At 70.7% G+C, this 24641-nt stretch carries 18 protein-coding genes and 1 pseudogene; 9 read left to right on the top strand and 10 right to left on the bottom strand.

Annotated features, from left to right (window positions below):
• Positions 1-69: 69 nt before the first annotated feature.
• On the bottom strand, positions 70-567 hold the full coding sequence (locus tag AC5WAM_RS37175; protein WP_495520258.1) for a hypothetical protein: 498 nt from the start codon (positions 565-567) through the stop codon (positions 70-72).
• 520 nt (positions 568-1087) lie between these two features.
• Here AC5WAM_RS37175 and AC5WAM_RS37170 point away from each other — a divergent pair.
• The 5 genes and pseudogenes from AC5WAM_RS37170 to AC5WAM_RS37150 all read left to right on the top strand — a co-directional run bounded on the left by AC5WAM_RS37170 (position 1088) and on the right by AC5WAM_RS37150 (position 5643).
• Positions 1088-1447 (top strand): hypothetical protein, encoded by a 360-nt coding sequence (locus AC5WAM_RS37170; protein ID WP_495520257.1) that lies wholly within the window; start codon positions 1088-1090, stop codon positions 1445-1447.
• A gap of 734 nt (positions 1448-2181) precedes the next feature.
• Positions 2182-2637, top strand: a complete 456-nt coding sequence (locus tag AC5WAM_RS37165) for a S8 family serine peptidase (protein WP_495520256.1) — start codon at positions 2182-2184, stop codon at positions 2635-2637.
• Positions 2618-3082, top strand: a pseudogene (locus tag AC5WAM_RS37160) (S8 family serine peptidase); the annotation flags it as partial. The gene AC5WAM_RS37165 and the pseudogene AC5WAM_RS37160, both read left to right, overlap by 20 nt.
• Positions 3083-4019: 937 nt before the next feature.
• Positions 4020-4994 carry a hypothetical protein gene (locus AC5WAM_RS37155; RefSeq protein ID WP_495523789.1) on the top strand — a complete coding sequence of 325 codons (975 nt, stop codon included), beginning with the start codon at positions 4020-4022 and terminating at the stop codon, positions 4992-4994.
• A 76-nt stretch (positions 4995-5070) separates the two neighbouring features.
• Positions 5071-5643, top strand: coding sequence for an STAS domain-containing protein (locus tag AC5WAM_RS37150; protein WP_495520255.1), 573 nt, complete (start codon positions 5071-5073; stop codon positions 5641-5643).
• Here AC5WAM_RS37150 and AC5WAM_RS37145 read toward each other — a convergent pair.
• From AC5WAM_RS37145 to AC5WAM_RS37135, 3 genes are all read right to left on the bottom strand, one after another.
• Positions 5589-6005 (bottom strand): CBS domain-containing protein, encoded by a 417-nt coding sequence (locus AC5WAM_RS37145; RefSeq protein ID WP_495520254.1) that lies wholly within the window; start codon positions 6003-6005, stop codon positions 5589-5591. The two genes, AC5WAM_RS37150 and AC5WAM_RS37145, sit on opposite strands and share 55 nt — an antisense overlap.
• A 155-nt stretch (positions 6006-6160) precedes the next feature.
• Complete coding sequence (locus tag AC5WAM_RS37140; RefSeq protein WP_495520253.1) at positions 6161-6595, bottom strand: Hsp20/alpha crystallin family protein; 435 nt, start codon at positions 6593-6595, stop codon at positions 6161-6163.
• Positions 6592-7584 (bottom strand): CapA family protein, encoded by a 993-nt coding sequence (locus AC5WAM_RS37135; RefSeq protein ID WP_495520252.1) that lies wholly within the window; start codon positions 7582-7584, stop codon positions 6592-6594. The genes AC5WAM_RS37140 and AC5WAM_RS37135 overlap by 4 nt, the downstream gene beginning before the upstream one ends.
• Positions 7585-8198: 614 nt before the next feature.
• On the opposite strand from AC5WAM_RS37135, the gene ppdK reads away from it, so the two are divergent.
• Positions 8199-10883, top strand: a complete 2685-nt coding sequence (ppdK, locus tag AC5WAM_RS37130; RefSeq protein ID WP_495520251.1) for a pyruvate, phosphate dikinase — start codon at positions 8199-8201, stop codon at positions 10881-10883.
• A 188-nt stretch (positions 10884-11071) separates the two neighbouring features.
• A complete protein-coding gene (gene adhE / locus AC5WAM_RS37125) occupies positions 11072-13741 on the top strand; it encodes a bifunctional acetaldehyde-CoA/alcohol dehydrogenase (RefSeq protein WP_495520250.1) in 2670 nt (889 codons plus the stop codon).
• Positions 13742-13755: 14 nt separating this feature from the next.
• On the opposite strand, the gene AC5WAM_RS37120 is transcribed toward adhE, so the two are convergent.
• The 3 genes from AC5WAM_RS37120 to pflB all read right to left on the bottom strand — a co-directional run bounded on the left by AC5WAM_RS37120 (position 13756) and on the right by pflB (position 17402).
• Entirely contained in the window at positions 13756-14268 is a 513-nt protein-coding gene (locus AC5WAM_RS37120) for a DUF2231 domain-containing protein (RefSeq protein ID WP_495520249.1), read from the bottom strand.
• A 129-nt stretch (positions 14269-14397) separates the two neighbouring features.
• Positions 14398-15144 (bottom strand): pyruvate formate-lyase-activating protein, encoded by a 747-nt coding sequence (gene pflA, locus AC5WAM_RS37115; protein ID WP_495520248.1) that lies wholly within the window; start codon positions 15142-15144, stop codon positions 14398-14400.
• A complete protein-coding gene (gene pflB, locus AC5WAM_RS37110; RefSeq protein ID WP_495520247.1) occupies positions 15141-17402 on the bottom strand; it encodes a formate C-acetyltransferase in 2262 nt (753 codons plus the stop codon). The genes pflA and pflB overlap by 4 nt, the downstream gene beginning before the upstream one ends.
• A gap of 636 nt (positions 17403-18038) precedes the next feature.
• Between pflB and AC5WAM_RS37105 the strand changes: the two genes are divergently transcribed.
• Entirely contained in the window at positions 18039-18935 is an 897-nt protein-coding gene (locus AC5WAM_RS37105) for a universal stress protein (RefSeq protein WP_495520246.1), read from the top strand.
• A 183-nt stretch (positions 18936-19118) separates the two neighbouring features.
• Complete coding sequence (locus AC5WAM_RS37100; RefSeq protein WP_495520245.1) at positions 19119-19508, top strand: DUF2934 domain-containing protein; 390 nt, start codon at positions 19119-19121, stop codon at positions 19506-19508.
• Between the two features lie 30 nt (positions 19509-19538).
• On the opposite strand, the gene AC5WAM_RS37095 is transcribed toward AC5WAM_RS37100, so the two are convergent.
• Genes AC5WAM_RS37095 through AC5WAM_RS37085 form a run of 3 tightly spaced genes read right to left on the bottom strand, consistent with a single transcriptional unit; the run spans position 19539 to position 24574 of the window.
• On the bottom strand, positions 19539-22361 hold the full coding sequence (locus tag AC5WAM_RS37095; protein WP_495520244.1) for a tetratricopeptide repeat protein: 2823 nt from the start codon (positions 22359-22361) through the stop codon (positions 19539-19541).
• Positions 22345-24255 carry a S1 family peptidase gene (locus AC5WAM_RS37090; protein WP_495520243.1) on the bottom strand — a complete coding sequence of 637 codons (1911 nt, stop codon included), beginning with the start codon at positions 24253-24255 and terminating at the stop codon, positions 22345-22347. Before AC5WAM_RS37090 ends, AC5WAM_RS37095 begins: the two co-directional genes overlap by 17 nt.
• Positions 24242-24574: a CU044_2847 family protein gene (locus AC5WAM_RS37085; protein WP_495520242.1), complete on the bottom strand. Its 333-nt coding sequence runs from the start codon at positions 24572-24574 to the stop codon at positions 24242-24244. The genes AC5WAM_RS37090 and AC5WAM_RS37085 overlap by 14 nt, the downstream gene beginning before the upstream one ends.
• Positions 24575-24641 lie beyond the last annotated feature (67 nt).

Genomic DNA, 24641 nt, shown 5'->3' with positions numbered 1-24641 from the left:
CCATAGGTCCGTCGTTCGTCCACCCCGGCCATCGGCACGGCCAGTCGGTGGATGTGCAGACGGCCTGGGTCAGGACTGGATTTCCTTCCTCCGACCGGAGAGAGCAGACGTGTTGGAAGCCTCGCCCTCCGCTACCGCTGGAGTACCCGTGCCGGGGATCGAAGCCTCCGCGGCTCGGATCCTGGCCAACTCGCCGTACGCATGCTCGAGCCCCGCTTCGCGCTTGCCCGGAGAGAGCAGGCACAGGCCGTCGATCTCGTAGGCGATGCTTTCGTACCGGGACTCCATGCTGACGTTCCACCGCCACCGGCTTCCGATGTCCAGCGCCCGAAGCAAGGCGATCAAGAATGTTGCCACCCCTGCGGAGACACGCGCCCACGGCCCGTGTCCCTCAGGAACCACGGTGGCCGCGGTCGTGGCGGCGAGCGCGAGCGCCGTCCCTCCGTTGTGGAAGAAGGAATCACTCCGCGCGGCTCCTCTATGCCGCTTTGCGTGATGCGTCACCTCAGTTCGAAGCTCCGCCGCCAGGCGGCTGAGGTCGCACTCATGTCCGTGGTTCATGCTCACCTCCCACCTTCACATGTGCCCTCTCATGGTCACTTCAGAAGAGAGCCGCATGAAGGGCCCTTCCGTGCATGAATCCGCCCCAAAGGGGACTTGTGCGCAGCGCCTGCCGACTGTGGGGCCCCTGACCCTCGGTCGGTCGGGCTTCCCGAGGGGTCGGCCCCAGGCACCGACCGACAGCATCGGCTTCGGTGACGGAAGGAAGAACGAGGTGAGGGCGACTCCGCCACGGGCGCGTCGGCCCTGACCGACGCGTGCCTGTTCGGGCACGGCCGCCTGTCCTGAGGTGCGCGGTGTGGTGCCCAGGTCCCCGGGCACCCGCACCACCACGGCTTCTGCACCTGGAGAACGCCCGGCCGCACACCGCTGGTCACTTGTTCTTCTCCGGGTGCCCCTCGTCACAGGAGTGTGCCCTCGGGAAACCGAGAGAACGCCAGGGACCCGGCCCCACGCGGGTCTGAGGAAGAGCCCCCCGGGCGCGGCCCGCGTCCCCCGTCGTGCCGCTCCCGGGCAGGCGACCGACGTGCTCGCCCCCCTCGAACCGCGCGGCTACCATCTGTTCGCCGGTGTCGTGGAACGCAGCCACTACGACCTCCTGGGGCGTTCGGTGTTCCGCGCGCTCGGCGGCCGTTACGGCGACTGGAAGCAGATCGACGCCTGGGCCGAGACCATCGGCCAGAACCCGGCCCGCGCCGACGGAGAGGACGACACCGGCGGAGAACCGACCGGTGGCTTCGGCGAGCGAGGCAGGGCAGCCGACGCACCCGGGCGCCCCTGCCGCACGCCGCCTTCGCGTCATGGCAGTGCCGCGAGACCACACAAAGGGAGCGCCCGGTTCCGGGAGAACTCGTGGGGAGGGGGAGCCGGGCGCCCCGTGCGATGAGGCCGAGGCCGCCGTGTCGGATCGCGGCGTGCACGTCCTTGGACGACTGCTCACCGTCTGCCCGCGAACCGCCGATAGCATCCCGTCTGAAGGACTGGCGTAATGCGCTCCGATCGGGTCGTTGGTCGCGGTCGTCTGTCCGGTGTTCGGCGGCAGCTTGTTCGCCATCGGTGTCAGGCACCGCCGCTGGACACCTGCGGTGCAGGGAACCGGGCCCCGAACGGGGAGGTACGAGGCCGTCAGGCGCCGCGCTGTTCGTGCTGTGCGCTCGATGGGGAGCGCCGGTTGGGAGGGGACATGCGCAAGACGACGAAAGGACTCCTCAGAGCATCGCTGGCTGTGGCACTGACCACGACGGCGCTGGTGGCGCCCTCCGGGGCCAGTGCCGTCGGCGGGGGGCGAGAGGCTGACACCGCTGAAGCCGCACCGTCAACAGCGATCCCCGCCGGGGCCCGTACGGACGCGCCGAAGCAGTTGACCCTGATCACAGGCGACCGGGTCACCACGAATGCCGAGGGGCGCCCTCACCGGGTTCCGCCCTGCGAAGGGCCGGGAGGACATTCGTGTGTCCGTCCACCGTTCCGGGGCACACACCTACGTCATCCCCAGGGACGCCGTCGACCTGATCCGCGCGGGCCGACTCCACCTGCGCCTCTTCGATGTCCGCGCTCTCGTCACATCCGGCTACGACGACGGGAGCCGGGCACGACTCCCGCTGATCGTCGGCTATCGGGATGCGGGCGGCACCGCCAAGAAGAAGTTGCGGGACTCCCCCGCCGAGGTCGGTCGCGCCCTGCCCGCCATCAACGCCGAAACCGCGAGCGTCCGTAGGAGGGACGCGGGAAGCGTGTGGGAAGCCCTCACCGATGAGAAGCACGAGGGCGACCGCCGCGCGGTCGGAGGGCTCGAGACTCTGTGGCTGGACGGCAAGCGACGGGCCACCATCGACAGGAGCGTGCCGCAGGTCGGCGCGCCCAAGGCCTGGCAGGCGGACCCCCGACCGCCTCGACCGCTTCGGGCACGGCACGCACGTCGCGTCCATCGCCACGGGCTCCGGTGCGAAGTCGGAGGGCACCTACAAGGGCGTCGCACCAGGCGCGCGCGTGCTCGACGGCAAGGTCCTCAACGACGGGGCATGGGATACGAGTCCTGGATCATCGCCGGGATGCAGTGGGCCACCGACGAGGTAGCGAAGGTCGTCAACATGAGCCTCGGCGGCGGGGACTCACCGCAGACCGATCCGATGGAGAAGGCCGTCAACGCGCTGTCGCCGAGCGCGGCACGCTGTTCGTGATCGCGGCCGGGAACAACGGGCCCAGTGAGCGGAGCGTCCTGACCCCGGGCAGCGCGGACGCGGCGCTGACCGTGGGCGCGGTGGACCGGGCCAACGGGCTCGCCCAATTCTCCAGCCGCGGGCCGGCGGCAGCCGGCGCGCTCAAGCCCGATCTGACCGCACCAGGCGTCGGCATCGTCGCGGCGAAGTCGGCTCACGGGCAGATCGGAGACCCGGTCGTCGACGGCTACGTATCGCTGTCCGGCACCTCGATGGCCACCCCGCACGTGACCGGCGCGGCCGCGGTCCTGGCCCAGCAGCACCCGTCCTGGTCCGGAGCGCGCATCAAGGCGGTGCTCGCCGCCACCGCTCGGGGCGACGCGGCGTCGTCACCCCTGTCACCGTTCCAGCAGGGCACGGGGCGGCTGGACGTCGCCCGAGCCGTCGAGCAGAGCACGGTGGCCGAGCCCGGCGCGCTCGACTTCGGTCTCCAACGCTGGCTGCACGACGACGACAAGCCGCTGCGCAAGTCCCTCACCTACCGCAACGACGGCACCGCGGCGGACCGGCTGGACCTGGCCGCCACCACGTACGCGCCGGACAACAGCCCTCAGCCCACGAGCCTGTTCACCGTCGAACCGACGACCCTGACCGTGCCCGCGGGCGGTACCGCGACGGCGACCGTCACCGCGGACACCAGGGCGGGCGCCGTGACCGGTGTCTTCTCCGGGGTGCTTCAGGCGACTGGCGACGGCCAGTCGGTGCGGACCGCGCTGGCCGTGGACCGCGAGCACGAGTCATACAGCCTGACGCTCCGGCACACCGGGCGCTCCGGCAAAGCGACCGGGGACTATTCGACGTCCCTCTCCGGCCTGGACCAGGACTACTACGGCTTCCCCTACGACCCGGACGGCACGGTCACCCTGCATTTGCGCAGGGGCCACTACACGCTGGACAGCACCCTGCTGACCATGGCCGGAGGACGGATCACCGGGACCGACTGGCTCGCCCAGCCGATTCTCAACCTCACCAAGGACACCACCGTGCGGCTGGACGCACGCAAGGCCAAGCCGATCAGCGTCACCGTGCCCGACGCCGAAGCGGTACAGCGGTGGGGATCCGTCGGCTACAACGGCTCCTACAACGGCCACGGGCTTCGCCGCCTCCCAGTGGCTGGAGGACTTCCGCGGTCTGCGTACCGCACACCTCGGCCCCCAGCTGCCCGCCGGAGACCTGATCGCGCACATCAGTGGTGTCTGGCAGCGCGCGGCCTCGGTCGGCGCGGTCGTCAACTACCGTGTGCCGTACACCCGCACCGGCTCCGTCTACACCGGCTTCAGCCGCAAGACGTCGGTCAAGGAACTGGCCAAGGTCACCCTCGGCCTCGGTGCTTCGGTGCGGAACAGGTTCGGAGCGCTGATCGCGACCCCGTACCTGGACCGCGTCTGGACCGGCGGTCTCGGTGTTCGTCACAGCCTGCCCGGCACGTCGGTCGAGTACCTCAAGACGTCCGGGGACCGGTGGGGCTTCGAGTTCCAGCAGCTCAACGCATGGCAGGAGCCGGACACTTCGTACAGCCGCGGCCCCACGGCCTACACCGCCGGGAAGAGCTACGCCGACCGGTTCAATACGGCGGTATTCGGCCCGTCGCTGTCGGGCGAGGCCGGCATCCTCCGCTCCGGTGACGGCATTCGCGCTTCGATCCCGCTGTTCACCGATGGAAAGGGGCACTCCGGCTACTCCGCCTTCCGGACCGCCAAGACGGCGCTCTACCAGGACGGCAAGCAGGTCCGGCGGAGCGACTGGCTGCCGGAGACCGACTGGATCCCGGTTCCTGCGGCAAAGGCGGCCTACCGACTGGCGACCGACGTGTACCGGCCGTCGGCCGTCACGGCCGTCACCACCCGCGTCACGGGGGCCTGGACGTTCACCTCTCAGCGCACGCCTCCCGGCCACGCGACCCGGCTCGCCGCTTCGGCGGTGCGGTTCAGCCCCGTCCTGAGCCTGGCGGGTACGGCCACGGCGGGCGCTACGTTGAAGGTCCCGTTCGCCGTCCAGGGCAGCGCCCAGGGCAATAACCTCAAGAAGCTCACGCTTGAGGTCTCGTACGACGGCGGCGCGACCTGGAAGGCCACGAAGGTCGTCAACGGCGCGTACACCACGCTGACGCACCCCAAGGTCCCCGGCTCGGTCTCCTTGCGGGCCAAGGTGACCGACGTGCACGGCAACACCCTCACCCAGACCGTCTACCGCGCCTACACCACCACCAAGTAGTACCGGAGCCAGGCGTCCTGAGCGTGCCGCCACCAGCGGCGCGTTCAGGGCTGCGTGCGACTCCACGGACGAGAGAATGGCCGGTTCCGGGTGTGTGGCGGCACGTGACAGCGGCAATAGTGCGAACGTCGGCAGCCGCCTCGCCCTCCGGGACCGCCCGGCCGCCGTCATGAGGTCGAAACGGCAGAGTCGAGGACCCATGCCCCAGCGGGACGCCTTCCGAATGAGACGACGGCAAGCGGGCCAAGCCCTGGTGGCCGAGCTACACGGCGAAGTGGACATCGCCGCCGTGAAGGCGCTGGCGTACACCCTGCACGAGCTGACGGGCGACCAGAAACGGGAACTGATCGTGGACCTGCGCCACGTGACGTTCATCGACTGCAGCGGCCTCGGGGTGTTGTGCGCCGCGCACAACCAGCTGGCCGCGCGGGGGCTGCGACTACGGCTCGTGGTGGACCGGCCGTTCACCCTACGCATGCTGCGGATGTGCAAGCTCGACCGCGCTTTCCTCATCTTCGACTCGCTGTCCGCCGCGCAGCACCGTGTACAGGACGGGCAGCGGCTGCTCACTGAGCACGTGAGCCTACGGCGGCATCACGTGGCCCGGAACGGAGCGGCCAGCCCCGGCAGGCTGTCCACCGCGCCCTGAGGGTCCGCGAGCCCCCGCGTCGAGAGCCGGACCAACTCGTCGAAGGTCACCACCCCCACGAGTCGGCTTTCGGAGACGACGGGAACGCACAGCACCCGCCGTGCGCGCATGGTGCGGTAGGCGGCCATGATGTCGTCTTCGACGTCGACGGCGACCGGCCGCCCGGTCATCACCGTGCCCACCCGGACCTGCGCCGATGCGCCTCGCGCGAGGACGCGGATGACCAGGTCGCGGTCGGTCACCGTGCCGAGCAGACGGTCGTCGGCGACGACGAACACGGTTCCGACGCCCGAACGCCTCATGCGCCGGGCCACGTCCTGGACCGAAGCCGTGGCCGGCACGGCGACGGCGGGTGCGGACATTGCGTGCTGGATCCGCATGGCGCGCCTCCAGGGTGAGCATGCCGAAGGACTGCCTTCGGCGCAGCCGACTGGACGTACGGCCGAGGCACGGGCCCCGTGGTGTGTGGCCGCCGGGCGTCCGGCGGCCACACACCACGGTCGACGCGGCAACCGCGTCAGCCGGTGACGCGGTTGACCGGAATCGTCTTCCCCTCGGTCTTCTTCACAGAGGTGAGCGGGACGGTCACGGTCAGGATGCCGTCCTCGTACTCCGCCTGGATCTCGTCCTCCCGTGCTCCGGCGGGCAGCCGTACGGCACGAGCGAAGGAGCCGTAGCGGAACTCGCTGTGGTGCTTGTGCTCGGTCTGCTCGCTGCGCTCCGCGCGCAGAGTGAGCACGCCTTGGGTGACGCTGATCTCGACGTCCTCGTCCGGGTTCAGACCGGGGAGTTCGGCCAGGACGCGGTAGGCGTCGTCAGTGAGCTGTTCCTCGATCCGGATGCCGTGCAGCGACGGGGCGGTCCGCCACGTCGGACGCCCCGTGAGGCCTGATTCGAGCCAGTCGAAGACGTCCGGCAGCATCGGTGGCCGCCATTCCAGCAGGTTGGTCATCTCGTTCCCTCCTTCGAGCGCCCGGACGGCCAGTCCGTGCTGAGACTGATGTCCCGACGCGTCACCTTGGTGCCCAAGGGGGCGCAGGCTCCGGTGAGCCTGTCGGCGATCCAGGCGTACTGGGCCTGGTCGGCCAGGCGGGTGTGGGCGTAGTCCAGGGCGATGGGGATGGCCTCGGTGTGCAGCGGGCCGTCCTCGTCCAGGGTCACCAGCCACAGCAGCCCCAGATCATTGCGGAGTACGGGGTGAGTGGCGTAGTCGTCGATGAAGCCGCCGAGGTCGAACAGGACGTGGCGGGTGAAGCCGTGGAAGAGGTGGGCCGCGTGGCCGGCCACCAGCGTCGCCCCCGCGTCGACGAAGGCGTCGGCCGCGCGGCGCACGTGCGGCACCGGGCGGCCCACCATGTTCGGTCCCCAGTGCACGCTGACCACGGTGATGTCGGTTTCGTGATGTACGGAGCGGATCCGGTCGGTCAGCCAGTCGGGTGTGCCGCGCCTGAGGTCGGCGTGGGCCACGCCGGGCCTGCCGGGGCCGGCGGCGCAGTCCGCCGGGTGATCGGTGACCGCGAGCAGCCCGACGGTGAGCCCACCCGCCTTGAGGATCACGGGGTTTCGGGCGTCGTCGGTGTCCGCTCCGGCGCCCACCGTCTGGATGCCGGCTCCGGCGAGCAGCAACCGGGTGTCGGCCAAGGCCTCCGCGCCGTAGTCCAGAGCGTGGTCGTTGGCGAGCGAGACCGCGTCGACGCCGAGGTCGGTCAGGGCCGCGGCTGCCGCGGGCGGGGCGCGGAACGGGAAGGGCCTGCCCGGTGTGGGGGCGGCGGTGCCCCGCTCCGAGACGGCGCCTTGGAGGTTGAGCACGAACAGGTCCGCCTGCGTGGTCAGGTCCCGGATCCGCTCCGAGAACAGCGGTCGGGGCCGGGGCCGTCGGAGTTCCTCGGCCACCCCGCCGCCGAGCACGGTGTCCCCCGCCAGCGCGATCGTCAGTGTCATCGCACACCTGCTCGCAGACCGCGGGAGAGGAGGAGCTCCTGGGCCCGGTAGGCCCCGCGTGCCGCGGGCGAGCCGCTGTCCGCGCCCTGGGCCGGACTGCGCTCACACCCCCGGACCGGCGCGCTCAGGGCCCAGGCCGACGTGAACATGCTCTCCTCGAGGTGCTCCTGGCGCGTCTCCACACCGTCCTGCGCCGTCTGATCGCTTCGCCTCCCGCTCGCAGCGGGGCCTTCTGCCACGGTCATCGTCGGCTCCCACGTCACCGCCCGGACGGCCTTCCGGAGCGTCTTCTGCGGTCATGTCCAGTGTCGCCGTCACGCGCTGGTGCGGGCAGGGCCGATGAGGCCAGTGGCGGAGGCCGATGAGGCCAGTGGCGGGGGCCGATGGGCCTGAGAAGGCATCGTGGCGTGCTGAGACGCGTCCGGAGTCCGCGCGGGAAGTCCCTTTCCCCCGTGCGTCGGTTGCTGGACGGCCGGTGGGCCTGGCGGTCCGTCATCGAGGACGTTCAGCACCTGGCACGGTGCTCGGCCCTCATCGAACGCTGGAGCGGCATCAGGCGGACCGTCCGCCAGCGCCACTCCCCCGCCCCCCCCGGAGGAAGGAAGCACACCGCCATGGTCAAGTACGTGTACGCGTTCACCGAGGGCACCCGCGACATGGCCGACCTGCTCGGCGGCAAGGGCGCCAACCTGGCCGAGATGACCCGGCTCGGCCTGCCCGTGCCCCCCGGCTTCACCGTCACCACCGAGGCCTGCCGCGCCTACCTCGCCACCGGGGTGGAGCCCGACGGCCTGGACGACGAGATCGCCGCGCACCTGACCGCCCTGGAGCGGGAGGCCGGGCGTCGGCTCGGGCAGGCGGACGATCCGCTGCTGCTCTCCGTGCGGTCCGGGGCGCGCTTCTCCATGCCCGGCATGATGGAGACCGTCCTCGACATCGGCCTCACCGACGACTCCGTGCGGGGCCTGGCCAAGGTGTCGGGGAGCGAGCGCTTCGCCTTCGACTCCTACCGCCGGCTCATCCAGATGTTCGGCAGCACGGTGATGGGCGTCGACGCCGGCCCGTTCGAGGAGGCCCTCGCCGACCTGAAGAAGTCCCGGGGCGCTCCGGACGACCTGCACCTGGACGCCTCCGACCTCGCCCGGCTCGTCGAGACGTACAAGAACCTCATCCGCGAACGGACGGGTCAGGACTTCCCCCAGGACCCCGCCGAGCAGCTGCGCCGCTCGATCCGTGCCGTCTTCGCGTCCTGGAACGGCGAGCGGGCCCGCCTCTACCGCCGCCGCGAACGCATCGCCGACGACCTGGGCACCGCGATCAACGTGCAGCGCATGGTCTTCGGCAACCTCGGCCCCGACTCCGGCAGCGGCGTCGCCTTCACCCGTGACCCGGCCACCGGGCGCAGCGGACCGTACGGCGACTACCTGTGCGACGCTCAGGGCGAGGACGTCGTCGCGGGCATCCGCAACACCGTGCCCCTGACCGCGCTCCAGCGCCTGGACCCATCGTCGTACGCGCAGCTGCGCCAGCACCTGGCGGCCCTGGAGGCCCACTACCGGGACCTGTGCGACATCGAGTTCACCATCGAGCGCGGCACGCTGTGGATGCTGCAGACCCGGGTCGGCAAGCGGACCGCCGAGGCCGCGTTCGCCATCGCCGCCGCACTGGTCGACGAGGGGCTGATCACTCCTGACGAGGCGCTGGCCCGCGTCGGCGGCGAAGGCCTGGCCCGGCTGATGTTCCCGCGGTTCGACGCGTCGGCCGTCGGTGAGGCGCTGGCGCACGGCCTTCCGGCGTCGCCCGGCGCCGCGGTGGGCGTGGCGGTCTTCGACTGCGCCGAAGCCGTGCGCCGCGCCGCTACGGGGGAGAACGTCGTCCTGGTGCGGCAGGAGACCACCCCGGACGACCTGCCGGGCATGGTCGCGGCCCAGGCCGTCGTGACCAGCCGCGGCGGCAAGACCAGCCACGCGGCCGTCGTCGCCCGCGGCATGGGCAAGGTCTGCGTGTGCGGCGCCGAGGCACTGGCCGTGGACCCGCTGGAGCGTCGCTTCACGGTGAGCGGCGTCACCGTCGAGGAGGGCACCGTCATCTCCGTCGACGGCTCCACGGGGGCCGTGTACGCCGGGGCGGTCCCGCTCGTCGACTCCGTGGTCATGCGGTACTTCGAGACGGGCGAGCGCTCCGCCGGGCTCGTCGACGCCGTGGCCCGCGCCCTGGAGCGGGCCGACGGTGCCCGGCGCATGGAAGTGCGGGCGAACGCCGACACCCCTCAGGACGCGGCGCGGGCCCGCCGCTTCGGTGCGCAGGGGATCGGCCTGTGCCGCACCGAGCACATGTTCCTGGGTGACCGGCGACGGCTCGTGGAGGCGATGATCCTGGCCCGTACCGAGGAGGACCGCGAGCGAGCCCTCGACGCGCTGCTGCCGCTGCAGCGGCAGGACTTCGTCGGCATTCTGGAGGCCATGGACGGCCTGCCGGTCACCATCCGCCTCCTCGATCCGCCGCTGCACGAGTTCCTGCCCGACCGCACCGACCTCGCCGTCCGCATCGCCGCCGCCGAGGCGCACGGTGACGGATGCAGCGAACACGACGCCGAACTGCTCGACGCCGTGAACCGCATGCACGAGGAGAACCCGATGCTCGGCCTGCGCGGCGTACGCCTCGGTCTGGTGGCTCCGGGCCTGGTCGCCATGCAGGTGCGGGCCGTCGCCGAAGCGGTCGTGGAGCGCAAGCGGGCCGGAGGAGACCCGCAGGCCGAGATCATGGTCCCCCTCATCGACACGGTCGAGGAACTGCGCCTCGTACGCGAGGAAGTGGAACAGGTGCTCGCCGACATCTCGGCGGCCACGGGCGTCCCGGTGTCGTGCCCGGTCGGCACCATGATCGAGCTTCCCCGGGCGGCGCTCACCGCGGGGCGCATCGCCCGCGAGGCCGCGTTCTTCTCCTTCGGTACGAACGACCTCACCCAGACCACGTGGGGCTTCTCCCGCGACGACGTCGAGGCGGCCTTCTTCTCCGCCTACCTCGACAAGGGCATCTTCAAGGTCTCCCCGTTCGAGACGATCGACCGCGAGGGCGTGGGCCGACTGGTCCGGATCGCCGTCGCCGAGGGCCGGGCGGCCCGGCCCGGACTGAAGATCGGTGTCTGCGGCGAGCACGGCGGCGACCCCGACTCGGTCGGCTTCTTCCACGCGGCGGGGCTCGACTACGTGTCCTGCTCCCCGTTCCGCGTGCCGGTGGCCCGTCTGGAGGCGGGCCGGGCGGCGCTCGCCGGTACGGACACGAGCGACAGCAGGTGACGTCCCTCACGGGGCCGATCGGCCCTTCCTCTCAGGGCCGTCAGCCCATCACTCGTGGCCCAAGGGGGGATCGGCTCGGGCCCGGGACATGAACGACGCTGCTGGTGGTGGGGCTCCGGCGTCCCGGAGCCCCACCTTTCTCGCCAGCCGCGCCGCGGCCCGGCCCTCGACGACGGAGGCCCCCTCTCATGACTCTCCACACCGACTCCGCGACCGCTTCCGGCACGGGTGAGCCGTCGGGCACCGCTGCCACGATCGACCGACTGGTGTCGGCCGGGCTCACCGCCCTCACCGCGTACGAGCACCTCACCCAGGAACAGGTCGACCACATCGTCAACAAGGCCTCCGTCGCCGCCCTGGACCAGCACACCGCGCTGGCGCGGCTCGCGGTCGAGGAGACCGGGCGCGGCGTCTTCGAGGACAAGGCCGTCAAGAACATGTTCGCCTGCGAGCACGTCACGCACAGCATGGGCCCGATGAAGACGGTGGGTGTCATCTCCCGTGACGACACCGAGGGCATGGTCGAGATCGCGGAACCGGTGGGTGTGGTGTGTGCGATCACCCCCGTCACGAACCCCACCTCCACCACGATCTTCAAGGCGCTCCTCGCCCTGAAGACCCGCAACCCCGTCGTCTTCGCCTTCCATCCCGCCGCCCAGCGGTGCAGCGCCGAGGCGGCGCGGATCGTGCGCGACGCGGCGGTCGCCGCGGGTGCGCCGGAACACTGCGTCCAGTGGATCGAGGATCCGTCGCTCGATGCGACCGGTGCGCTGATGCGCCACCCAGACGTGGCACTGATCCTGGCCACCGGCGGCAACAGCATGGTCAAGGCCGCCTACTCCGCGGGCAAGCCGGCTCTGGGCGTGGGCGCGGGCAACGTACCCGCCTACGTCCACAAGAGCGCGCGGCTGCGCCGGGCCGTCAACGACCTGGTGCTGTCGAAGGCGTTCGACAACGGCATGATCTGCGCTTCAGAGCAGGCCGTCATCCTGGACGACGCGGTCCACGACGCGGCACTGGCGGAGTTCCGCACCCTGCACGCGCACCTGGCCACGGCCGAGGAGAAGAGGAAGCTGGAAGCGTTCCTGTTCCCCGCGGGGGCCGCGGGGACGGGCTGCTCGCCCAAGGTGAACCCCGCGGCCGTGGGTCAGAGCCCGGTCTGGATCGCCGAGCAGGCGGGCTTCAATGTGCCCGCCGACACCTCGCTCATCCTGGTCGAGGCCGAAGGGGTCGGCCCTCAGGAGCCGCTGACGCGCGAGAAGCTGTGCCCGGTGCTCACCGTCCTGCGGGCCGGATCCGAGCAGGAGGGCTTCGACCTGGCCGCCGCCATGGTCGCCTTCCACGGCCAGGGGCACAGCGCCGTCATCCACACCGAGGACCAGGAACTCGCGGAGGCGTACGGCAGGCGCCTGCGAGCCGTGCGGATCATCGTCAACGCCCCGTCCTCGCAAGGCGCCATCGGCGGCGTCTACAACAGCCTCCTGCCGTCGCTCACCCTCGGCTGCGGCTCATGGGGCAGCACCTCGGTGTCCAACAACGTCTCCGCCGGGCAGCTGTTGAACGTCAAGCGCCTGACCACGCGCCGCAACAACCTCCAGTGGTTCAAGGTCCCGCCGAAGATCTACTTCGAGCCGCAGGCCATCCGCTACCTCGCCGACATGCCGGACGTCCACCGCGTCACCGTCGTCACCGACGCGACCATGACCCGCCTCGGCTTCGTCGACCGGATCAGGCACGTCCTGCGCGGCCGCCCCCAGACCGTCACCGTCCAGGTCATCGACGACGTCGAGCCCGAGCCGAGCATCGACTCCGTCCAGCGCGGCGCGCGCCTCATGCGGGACTTCCGCCCGGACACCATCATCGCGCTGGGCGGCGGCTCGCCCATGGACGCGGCGAAGGTGATGTGGCTGCTGTACGAGCAGCAGGCCGACGGCAAGGACATCGCCTTCGCCGACATGCGGCACAAGTTCTTCGACATCCGCAAGCGCGCCTTCCGCTTCCCGGTCCTCGGCGAACGGGCCCGGCTGGTGTGCGTCCCCACGACGTCCGGCACCGGTGCCGAAGTCACCCCCTTCGCGGTCATCTCCGACCCGGCCACCGGCAAGAAGTACCCCCTGGCCGACTACGCACTCACCCCCAGCGTGGCCATCATCGACCCGCTGCTGACCACCGAACTTCCCTCCGCGCTGGCTGCGGACAGCGGCTTCGACGCGCTCACCCACGCCATCGAGGCGTACGTGTCCGTGTACGCCAACGACTTCACCGACGGCCTGGCCCTGCACGCGATCCGCATGGTCTTCGACCACATCGAGGCCGCGGTCAACGACCGTGCCCGACAGCCGGAGGCCAGGGAGAAGATGCACAACGCGGGCACCATCGCGGGCATGGCGTTCGGCAACGCCTTCCTCGGCATCGTCCACGCGATGTCGCACACGCTGGGCGCCACCTTCCACATCGCGCACGGGCGCACCAACGCCGTGCTGCTGCCGCACGTCATCCGCTACAACGGCACGGTCCCCGCGAAGCTCACCGGCTGGCCCAAGTACGAGCACTACCGCGCCCCCGAGCGCTTCCAGGACATCGCCCGTGCCCTCGGCCTGCCCGCCGCCACCCCGCAGGAGGGCGTGGAGTCGCTCGCTCACGCGGTGGAGCGGCTACGCGACGCCGTGGGCATCGAACCGTCCTTCCAGTCCCTCGGCGTCGACGAGCAGGCCTTCCTCGACGCACTGCCCCAACAGGCCCTGAACGCCTACGAGGACCAGTGCGCGCCCGCGAACCCGCGGATGCCGATGCTGGACGACATGCAAGGGCTCATGCGAGCGGCCTACTACGGGACAACCACGGCGTCCTGCCCGTAGCCGGGCACAGGCCGTCAGCTGGACGTGCTGGACACGCTGTCGTGCCAAACGGCCTTCGATCCGGACTCGCCGATCCTGTACACCTGCACGCAGCACCCGACGGCCACGACGAGCGCGACGACGACGGCCGCGACGCGTACCGCGACGAAGTACCGGGCAGCGGAAGGGCCTTCGCGTCCCTCCCCGACCGTCGGCAGGAGCCAGGTCCTCCCTGCCCACCACAACAGGGCAGCCACGACGAACACGGCCACCGCCCACGGCAGCAGGGTGTCCCCGAGGTCGGCGTGCCGCTCCACCAGCGGGTCCTCGGGAACCCGTTCCTCCAGCCACTCGCCCGCATGCGTGGTCAGGGGCACGAGAGCCAGCGAGGCCGCAGCCAGCAGGGGGAGTGCGAGGCCCATCCGCCGCAGCCACGGCGGCCACGCGGCTCCGCCGACCAGCAGCAGGCAGGTCAGCGGGAGGAGGACCACGACGGCGTGCACCAACAGCACGTGCGCGGGCAGTCCGTTGATCTCAACAGGTCCCATGGCAGTTCACCCAACCCTTCACGGCACGTTCCACAGCGATTGCGGACAGTCAACTCGACCGAGTCGGCACGAGTCGACGGCAAGGGACAATGCGGGGGTGTTCGTGATGAAGCGTTGACTCGCGCGGAGTCAGTGCGCCCGCAGCCCGTGCTTCCGGAACTGGTGGCGTACCCGCTCGACGAGTTCGGGAGCCGGCCCGGACACGTCATGCAAGGGGAACGGAAGGCCGAGGGCAGAGTACTTGTGGGACCCGAGATGGTGGAACGGAAGGACGTCCACCCGGTCGACGTGATCCAGGCCGGCCAGGAAGGCACCCAGGCCGTCCACGCAGGCCTCGTCGTCGGTCCAGCCGGGGACCAGGACGTAGCGGATCCACATCGGGACGCCGAGGCGGTCCAGGCGGGTGGCGAAGCGGAGGGTGGGAGCGAGTTCGCCTCCGGTGAGCCGACGGTACACCGCGGCGTCGAAGGACTTGATGTCCAGGAGCACCAGGTCCGTGGCGGCCAGCAGGGCGTCGTCGGCGCGGGCGCCGAGGAAGCCGGAGGTGTCCAGGGCGGTGTGCAGCCCGGCCTCCTTGCAGCGACGCAGGACCGAGGCGGTGAAGGCGGGCTGGAGCAGGGGCTCGCCGCCGGTGAGCGTCACCCCTCCCCCGGCGACGGTGACGAACGCCCGGTAGCTGTCGATCCGGGCCATGACGTCGTCGACGGTGGTCCGCCGCCCGTCGCGCAGGTGCCAGGTGTCAGGGTTGGCGCAGTAGAGGCAGCGCAGCGGGCATCCGCTGACGAAGAGCACGAAGCGGGTGCCGGGGCCGTCCACCCCCGTGGACAGGTCCCAGGAGTGGACGCGCCCCGTCACCTGGTCGGTCTCGGTGCTCACAGCGCTCCGTGGAAGGTGCGGCTGATCACGTCGAGCTGCTGCTCGCGGGTCAGACGGACGAAGTTGACCGCGTAGCCGGAGACGCGGATGGTCAGCTCGGGGTACTTCTCCGGGTGGTCCATGGCGTCCTGGAGCACGGCCCGGTCCATGACGTTGACGTTCATGTGGAAGCCGCCGGAGGCCGTGTAGGCGTCGAGGATGCCGACCAGGTTGCCGGGCCGGTCGTCCGGGTGGTGGCCCAGGCCCTCGGGCGTGACCGTGGTGGTCAGGGAGATGCCGTCGCGCGCGTGCTCGTAGGGGATCTTCGCCACGGAGAGCGCGGAGGCAGCCACTCCGTGCCGGTCGCGTCCGTTCATCGGGTTGGCGCCGGGCGCGAAGGGCTGTCCGGCGCGGCGTCCGTCGGGGGTGTTGCCGGTGTGCTTGCCGTAGACCACGTTGGAGGTGATGGTCAGGACGGACTGGGTGTGCTCGGCTCCGCGGTAGGTGGGGTGCTTGCGCACCTTCGCCATGAAGGACTCCACGAGGTCGACGGCGATCGCGTCGGCGCGGTCGTCGTTGTTGCCGTAGGCCGGGTACTCGCCCTCCGTCTCGTAGTCGACGGCCAGCCCGGTGGCGTCCCGGATCACCTTCACCCGGGCGTACTTGACGGCGGACAGACTGTCGACGGCCACCGAGAGCCCGGCGATCCCGCAGGCCATGAAGCGGTGCACGGGATGGTCGTGGAGCGCCATCTCGATGCGTTCGTAGGCGTACTTGTCGTGCATGTAGTGGATGACGTTGAGCGCGTCGACATAGGTCTGCGCCAGCCAGTCGAGCATGCGGTCGTACGCGGCCCGCAGCTTGGCGTACTCCAGGTACTCGCTGCGCAGCGCGGGCGCCTCGGGGGCGATCTGCTCACCGGTCAACTCGTCGCGACCGCCGTTGATCGCGTACAGCAGGGCCTTGGCGAGGTTGACGCGTGCCCCGAAGAACTGCATCTGCCGGCCCACCGCCATCGCTGACACGCAGCAGGCGATCGCGGTGTCGTCACCTGTGCGCGGCCGCGTCAGCTCGTCGGACTCGTACTGCACCGCACTGGTGTCGATGGACACGCGGGCGCAGAACTCCTTGAAGCCGGTGGGCAGTCGGGACGACCACAGCACGGTGAGGTTGGGTTCGGGCGCGGGGCCGAGGTTGTAGAGGGTCTGCAGGAAGCGGAAGGAGGTGCGGGTGACCAGTGGGCGGCCGTCGACACCGATGCCGCCGATGGACTCCGTCACCCAGGTCGGGTCGCCGGAGAACAGGGCGTCGTACTCGGGCGTGCGCAGGAACCGTACGATCCGCAGCTTGATCACGAAGTCGTCGACGAGTTCCTGGGCGCGGCGCTCGTCGAGGGTTCCTTCGTCCAGGTCCCGCTGGAGGTAGACGTCCAGGAAGGTCGAGGTGCGGCCCAACGACATCGCGGCGCCGTTCTGCTCCTTCACAGCGGCGAGGTAGCCGAGGTACAGCCACTGCACCGCCTCGTGCGCGGTGACGGCGGGGCGGGTGACGTCACAGCCGTACGTGGCCGCCATGGCCGCGAGCTCCGTCAGCGCCCGCAGCTGCTCGGCGAGCTCCTCGCGGTCGCGGATCACGTGTTCCGTGGAGGGGCGGGTGTCCAGGAAGGCGCGTTCGGCACGTTTGGCGGCGATCAGCCGGTCGGTGCCGTACAGGGCCACGCGCCGGTAGTCACCGATGATGCGGCCGCGGCCGTAGGCGTCCGGCAGGCCGGTGATGATTCCGGCCTTGCGGGCCGCTCGCATGTCGGGTGTGTAGGCGTCGAAGACGCCGTCGTTGTGGGTCTTGCGGTAGGTGCCGAAGACCTTCGTCACGAACGGATCGGGTTCGCGGCCGTAGGCGCGCAGCCCGTTCTCGACCATGCGCAGGCCGCCGTTCGGCATGATCGCTCGCTTCAGCGGGGCGTCCGTCTGCAGACCTACGACGAGCTCCAGGTCGCGGTCGATGTAGCCGGGAGCGTGTGAGGTGATCGTCGAGGGCGTGGCCGTGTCGACGTCCAGGATTCCCTTGCGCCGCTCCTCGGGGAACAGGGCACTGACCTTCTCCCACACCGCGCGGGTGCGGCCCGTGGGGCCGGTCAGGAAGGCCGCGTCGCCCTCGTACGGCGTGTAGTTGGCCTGGACGAAGTCGCGTACGTCGACGCGCTCGCGCCACCGCCGGCCCGTGAAGCCGCGCCACGCGGTCACGGGAGCTGCCGCGTTCGTCGGAGCAACCGTCGTCATCACTTGCCTCCGCATCGACTGGCATCGCCGCCCACGGGGGTCCGCGGGCGTCCCGGTGTCGATACTCGTCCCCGTGGTGAGGCGCCGGCAGGGTCCGTGGGGGCCCTTCACGGGCCGACCGGCCCCGGTTTCGAAGGGGCGCCGGGCCCATGTGCCAGTGCGTCCATATCTCTACGGGTCCACGAGGGAAAGCGGTCAGGCTCTGCGGATCAGAGCCTCGGGCCGACCAGGTCTGCCCGATCGGCACCGTGCTCGAGCCCTTCGGCACCCTGTGCCGTCAGCCCCCACGCGGTGCGATGGAAACGGAAGAGAACACGGACGCACGGCGAACGGAGGGCGTGATGGGCACGTCGTTGACGCCGGAATTCTGGAGGATTTTCGTCGTCCTTCTGACCGTCGCGGTAGCGGCCACCGTGGCGCTCAGTGCCACACTCGATGCTCTCGCGGTCCGGCTGCGGCAGCGCGGTACGGACGGGCCGCCGCGACAGCGGGCGAAGGGACGCGAGAACCGAGCCCTGCCACGTCCGGGCTCCTGACTCCGCTCGGCCCGCCCGGCCCCGGGGGCGGGCCGGACCCCACGCCCCCACCGCACGACCCTCAGTGCTCCAGCGAGAGCGGGTGAATGAAGTGGCCACCATGCCCAAGCCCGTCGTCGTCGGCGTCGACGGTTCTCGGGAAAGCACGGACGCGGCGCAGTGGGCCGCGAGAGAGGCCCTGCGGCGCGGTCTGCCCCTGCGCGTCGTCCACGCCTGGGAAGGACCGTCCGAGTCGGCCGCGTCCCCGTCGCCCAGCGAGCTGTGCGCCCCGCACTACTGGGCGCGTCGTGTGCTGCGCGCCGCACTCGACCGCCTGACCTCCCGTCACCCCGAGCTGTACGTGTCCGCGGAACAGGTCAGGAAGGCGCCGGAGCCGGCGCTTCGCGCCGAGATGGAGAAGGCGGAGCTGCTGGTGCTCGGCAGTCAGGGATACAGCGGCGTCAGCGGAGTGTTCGCCGGCTCCGTCGCCCTGACGACCGTGGCCCACTCCTCCTGCCCGGTCGCCCTCGTCCGGGCGGGGTGCTCCGAAACCGACGAACGCCTCCCGGACAGCACGGGCTCAGCCTCCGCACGAGCCCCCTACCGAGACGTGGCCCTGGCCGTCGATCTGTCGCGCCCCAGCGACGAACTGTTGGAGTTCGGTTTCCGCACCGCGGAATATCGCAGGGCGCCGCTCCGCGTGATCCATGCCTGGCACCACCCCCACGGCCTCGGTCTGCCGGACGCGGACGAACGCGCCCGCGTCCGCGCCGCCGTGGAGCACGCCTTGGCCGAGGCCATCGAGCCTTGGCGGGAGAAGTTTCCCGCGGTCTACGTCCGCGAGACGCTGACCGAGGGGCGCCCCGCGCACGAGGTGCCCAAGGAAGCCGGCGGTGCCGGTCTGCTCATTGTGGGCCGCAGGCGGCGTCGGCCACGGATCGGCACTCGCACCGGGCCGGTCACGCACGCGGTCATGCACCATGCCACCTGCCCGGTCGTCGTGGTGCCGCACGCGTGACGGTGCGCGCCGAGCACGGAACAGGCGATCGAGCCGCCGAGCGTGGTCTTCTTCGGCCCCTGGACCAGGCCGACGTGACCCGAAAGCGTATAGGCGCGGCCATCACTCTCTGCGACGTTGAACGTGCGGCTTTCTGCCCGTGGAAAGTCCCGAGGCCGCAGCCGAGGGGAGGGGGACGAACGCATGCAGGTGACCTTCGATGTGCACGAGCTCTCTCAGGCCCTGTGGACGGCAGGCGGACGGCAGGGCCGAACGCCCGACGAATACGTGGCCAAGAGCCTGGAGATGCACCGCCGGTGGGTCGCTGAAACCGCCTACTTCCGCTGGCTGAACAGGGGCAGACCGATGGGCGACGCGTGGGCCGATTGGTTCGCCGCTGAGGCGGAGTACACACAGCAGACAGCCGCTGTGGGTGATGTGTTCGCCCCCGGCCACGTGCGTCGGGAGGCCATTGAGGTGGCCGCCTACCACGAGTGGCTGCGGCGGGGGCGGGTGGACGGAGATCCGGAGGCCGACTGGCACGCGGCCGAGTCGCGTGCCTCTGCGTCCGAAGACGGGCTCCGGGCCTGGTGACTCCGTCACCAGCAGCTCGGAGTCCCTGCGTCACCCGTGCCCTCGCACCACGTCGCCGAAGTGGTCCACCACCACTTCGTCGGCGGACTCGGTGAGCAGTTCCGCCAGCCCGCCCATGGCCGCGATCGCTTCCGCGCGCACAGCCGGACCGTGTTCGGTTCGGATCACGGTCGGCATGTCGTCGAGCACCGTGGGCAACAGTGCCAGCACCTCCTCGGCGCAGTAGCGCAGCTCCGGATCCACGTGGCCTTCTGCCAGCAGTTCGCCACCGGCGAGGATCTGGTAGCCGTCCGGTTCCAGATCATCTCCCGCTTCCACCTGCACCGGGGGCACTTCCCAGTCGGCCCTGCTCCGCAGCGCGGGCAAGTGCCTGGTGAACAAAGGGTGCTGACGGACGGGGTCGTCGTACTCGGCGAACCACGAACCGGGCAGCCGCAGCCGCAGCGTGAGCGGTGGGGGCTGAGGCGCGTCCGCCGTGTCCTCGTCAGTGGAGCGGTGACGCCGGAGTGACTCCGCCTCGGCGGCCAGCCCGTCCTCGGTCGCGAGCGTGTCCAGCAGCTCGTCCCATCCTTCGGGTGTACCGGAGGAGCGCAGAACGGCTTCCGTGAGGCGGACGGCGGGGCCTGCTTCGCAGGGTACGCGGTGTGCTGCCGCATTCCGCAGTTCGGACAGCGCGTCTCCTCCGCGGAGCCGGGCGCGCTCCACCGCCGCGTCCGTGCGACTGAGGCTGAGCGCGCTGCCGCATGCGTCGGCGAGGACGATGAGGAGCGGGCGCACGCAGTGCTCCCATGTGTCGACGGCTGTCGGCTGCTGATCGGTCTCGATCGCCGTGGCGAGCAGGTCCCAAGCCGCCGGGTCGCCCAACAGGGCCCGCGTGACCCCGAGCGCCATCGCGCCTTCGGTCTCCCCCGGCAGATCCGTCTCCCGGAGCAGCCGGGCCGGCCGCACCGCGTCGGCGGGTCGGCCCTGGACACAGGCGTCGTAGGCAGTCGCCTTGAGGTGCTCCCGTGGGGACAGCATGCCCGCTGAGGCCTGCAGGAAGGAACACGACTGATGGCGTGCGGAGGCGGTGTCGCCGGTGAGGAGCAAGGCGACCACGTAGGGGTGCCAGGCCCAGTGCCAACTGGGGTCGATGGCCCCGGCGGCGAAGTATCGTACCGCCTCGTCCGGTTTGCCGACCTGCAGGGCCGTGTAGCCGCGCACGCACCTGCTCCAGTCGTGGAGATCGTCGTCGTGCAGGGCGTTGTGCAGGAGCACCAGTGCTTCGTCGTAGCGGCCGACGTTGGCGAGCGCCTCGACGCGGCGGGCTACCGCCGGTCGGTCCTGGCTGATCCGGTAACTGCGTCCGGCCGCGGTCTCGCCGAGCCGGAACAGGCGGAGTTTCTGGGCGGTGTGGGCCAGTTGTTGCCAGGGCGGCGCCCACTGGGGGTCCAGTGCCACCGCACGAGCCGCCGCGAGCAGTGCGCACCACCCCTGACGCTGTCTGTCGGCGTCCGATGCCTCGGCGAGTTGGTCCCTCAGGTGGCTCTCGGTGAGGTAGTTCCAGGACTCGCCCCCAGCGGCGCCCGCCTGTTGACGCGCGTCGAGCAGCTTCGCCAGGGCGTCCGCCAGGCGTGCCGCGCGCTGCCGCGCGGGCCAGCGGCTCCCGGTCCGTGCGGCGATGTCCGCCAGGTGCATCTGCGCCATGGCCCGGGTGCGCTCGTCCTCCCGGCTCTCCGGTCGGCTCCGGACGGCAGCGTCGAAGTCCCGGCGTGCGCGTTCCAGACGGCCCGCGCCCAGATGCCACCTTCCCGCGCACAGCAGGGCGCGGCGACGCGCGGAAGTCGAGCTGAGGAGGTCGGCTCGCTGCTCCTGCACCATGGCCATGGTCTTGTCGTCGCGGTCCTCGGCCGCACGGTCGAGGAGATGCAGTGCAGAGGACAGGTTGCCCTCGCGACGCAAGCGCTCGGCGAGCGCGACGTACAACTCGCCCGGTATATCCACGAGGCGGTCGATGTCCCCCTCGACGTCGCTGAGTGAGGAGAACGCCTCAGCCGCGGTCCTCGCCTCGTCGAGCGCGAGTTCGGGCATGCCGTTCTGCCGGGCTCGCGTGATCGCTTCGACGGTGGTGTCAAGATCGCGAGGGTCGAGCTCACGGGCCTCTCTGAACAGCCGGTCGGACTGCTCCGTGGCGCCCCGTAGGCGTGCGGTGCGTGACCGCAGGGCGAAGTGGGCCGCGCTGGACGACTGGGAGCCGCTGAGAGCCTTGTCGGACTCGTCGGGGAGGTGGTGCAGCAGGGCCAGTCGTGCCAGAAGCAGCCGGATGTCGTCCCGCACACCGTCGTCGAGGCCTTTCCCATGACCGATGCCCAGGTCCTGGCAGCCGAGTTCGAGCACCTCGTGACACAGGTCCCAGTCGCTGCGGGCCAGAGCGCGGGTGGCCAGGGAGACACGTCGGGTGAACAGCACACCCACGGGCGGTGGAACGCCGGTGCGGAGCCGATCCATCGCCTCGACGCGACATCGGCTCGCGGCGGTGAACCAATAGCCCAGCCAGTGGCCCCGGCCTGTGCGCACGTCGGAGGCGAGCGCTCCCTGGAGCCGGTCGCGTTGCTCGGGCCAGCCTTCAGGGAGGAACGGCAGGACCGCGAGGCGGTGCTGCACATCAGCGGAGAGCTGGTCCAGGCTCGCGGAGGCCTTCTCCATGTCCCTGCGTCGCTCGGCCAGCAGTCGTAACATCGCCTCCTGCCCGTTGCCGTCCGTGTGCGCGATGCCGTCCGCACGGGCGGCCACCTCCTTCAGCCCGGCGTCCACGCCGCACCGTTCGCGGATGTGTCCGTCGGCGCGCCGGATCATCTCAGCGATGAAGGACATCCAGGGGCTCCCTCGGGTGAGGCTCGTGTCGCACGGGCCGCTCCGCCACGGGCGGCTGGACAGCGGGCTTCGTAGCATCAGGCGGCTCCTGGCTCACCAGCCGCATGTCCGACTGGGAGCCGGTGGTGAGGGCGAACCAGCCGAAGCCGGCCGCGTCCTCGACGGGCCGGTCGAGCTTGAGGGTCCTGCGGCCCGCCTGCACGGCGCTCTCGATCCGCTCGCCACGGCCCAGCGCCTCGTAGCAGGAGGAGTTGAACGCGCGGCACTGCACGGGATGGACCGGAAGCTGTGTGAGCACCACCGCGGTCACGCTCCGGGTGATGATCTCGCCGAGCGCGCTGGGGGACAGCGGCTCGAAATCGCAGTCGATGGGAGGCAGCAGCAGTTCCAGGACCACGAGACGCACCCCGCTGGCCGCTGCCGTGTCTATCACCTCTCGTGGGTCCTGCCACGCCTCTCCGTTGCCGTCGTCGTCGACGAAGGCGATGAGGGGGGTTCCGTCGATCTCACGCTGGCCCACTCCCATGAAGTGCAGCACGGAGAAGCTTCCGGACTTGAGCGCGTCCTTGACGACGCTCCACCGCGGCGGCGCGTTCAGCAAGTCGAGTTCGGGGGTGAATCCGGCACGCTCGATGCTCTCCCGGAGTGAGGCTCGCATCTCCGTCAGGCCGACCCATTTGTAGGGCGGGCCCCGGTGCCGGGGAAGGATCACGGGGTATCTGTTGCGCCAGTGCTTGGGTTGTGCGACAGCAGCCAGCACCCGGACATCGGAGGCGACGCGGGCAGGGGCGGCAGACGACGGCGTGCCACCGTTCACACGATCCGTGTCCGGGACCCGAACGAACCCGAACTTCTCCTCGGCCGCCAGGAACCGCGCCCGCTCTCGTGCGCGAGGGGCAGCAGCGAGCTCCCACGGAATGTCGGCCAGGTCGCAGCCGCTCTTCAAGTGCAGCCGGACCAGCAGGTCGTCGGCCGACCGGACCTGCTCGAACCGCCGGGCCACCTCGCTGGGGAAGAGGGCACTCGCGAGCAGTGGGCCGATCAGTTCAACCTCCTCGTTGGAGTGAACTCGTCGCCGCTGCACCCATCGGAACAGCGCTTCCGCGACGCCCTCACCGAGGTCGCGGCCGGTCAGCTCGTGGCCGCGCCCCGGCTCCTCCAGGGAGACCTGCCAGGAGTTTCGGCTGCCGCTGATCCACAGGTCGAAGAGGGCGTCGACGGTCCGGGACCGGCCGAGGCGCTGCCAGTCGGAGCGACCGAGCGCCTCGCGCCACGGCACCATCTGCGGAGTCGACTCCTGAAGGACACGGGCGACTTCCTCGAACTTCGCGGCCGCCAAGCCGATCGGCACCGCGTTGCCGCCGAGAGCGTCGTCCGTGTTCCGACTCGCGCGCGTCACCGCGACCACGGCGCCGCTTTCGGTGCTGAGGGCGGGGCCGCCGCTCATCCCCCACGTGATGATCTCGCCGGCGCCGAGCTGCAGCATCTGGTACCCGCCTCGTGGGTCCTCGCGGCCGTGCCCCGTGAATTTGCGCGGCTCGTAGCCCGGGCTCGTCCCCTCCTCACGTGGGAAGCCGACCAGCCAGTACTCGCCGTCGTGCAACGTCGTGTCCAGCACCGCGCAAGGTACGGCGGGTTCATCACGGGCTTGCGCCCGCAGCAACGCGAGGTCGATGGCGTCGTCCCATTCGACCACTTGGGCTTCGCGGCGGTCACGGCCGTCGGGCCGGATCTCGATCCCCGCTTCCCGGCCGACCACATGTGCGCAGGTGAGCAGGAGATGCGTGTCCACGTAGAACGCCGTCCCGCGAAACTCTCCGTCGGCGTAGACACGGGCGGTCGCCTTCTTCAGCACGTCCTTCAGTCGACTGATCGTCGCATCAGGCAGAGACATCGGGCGCCTCCCGTCCGTCACGCTCCCATTCCAGGGTCACCTTGATGGTGGTCTCGCCCCGGCCCCTTCCGAGGAGCGCCACCAGCTGACCGGACTCGACGGCGAGGCCGAATCCCAGTTCCACCACGGCTTTGGACGGACCGGCACGACGGGCGGCCTTGAGGACGTCCTGGCCCACCCGCTCGATGGAGGAGGTGATCTCGCCGAACTTTCCGGCCACCTTCCTGTCGGCGACCAGCGTGCTGCCCATGGTCTCCGCCACGACGACCATCGTGCCAGCGTCGCCCAGATCCACTACGACTCTCTGCTCACCGGCCATGGCGCACCTCCGGCACCCGCGGGGCCTTGTCTCTGCTGACGGTAGGAGGCGCGAGTGCGACCTGCGA

The sequence above is a fragment of the Streptomyces sp. JLYT201 genome (assembly GCF_059448825.1).
Note: the sequence above shows the minus strand (reverse complement) of the source record. Positions and strands in the feature narration are given on the sequence as shown.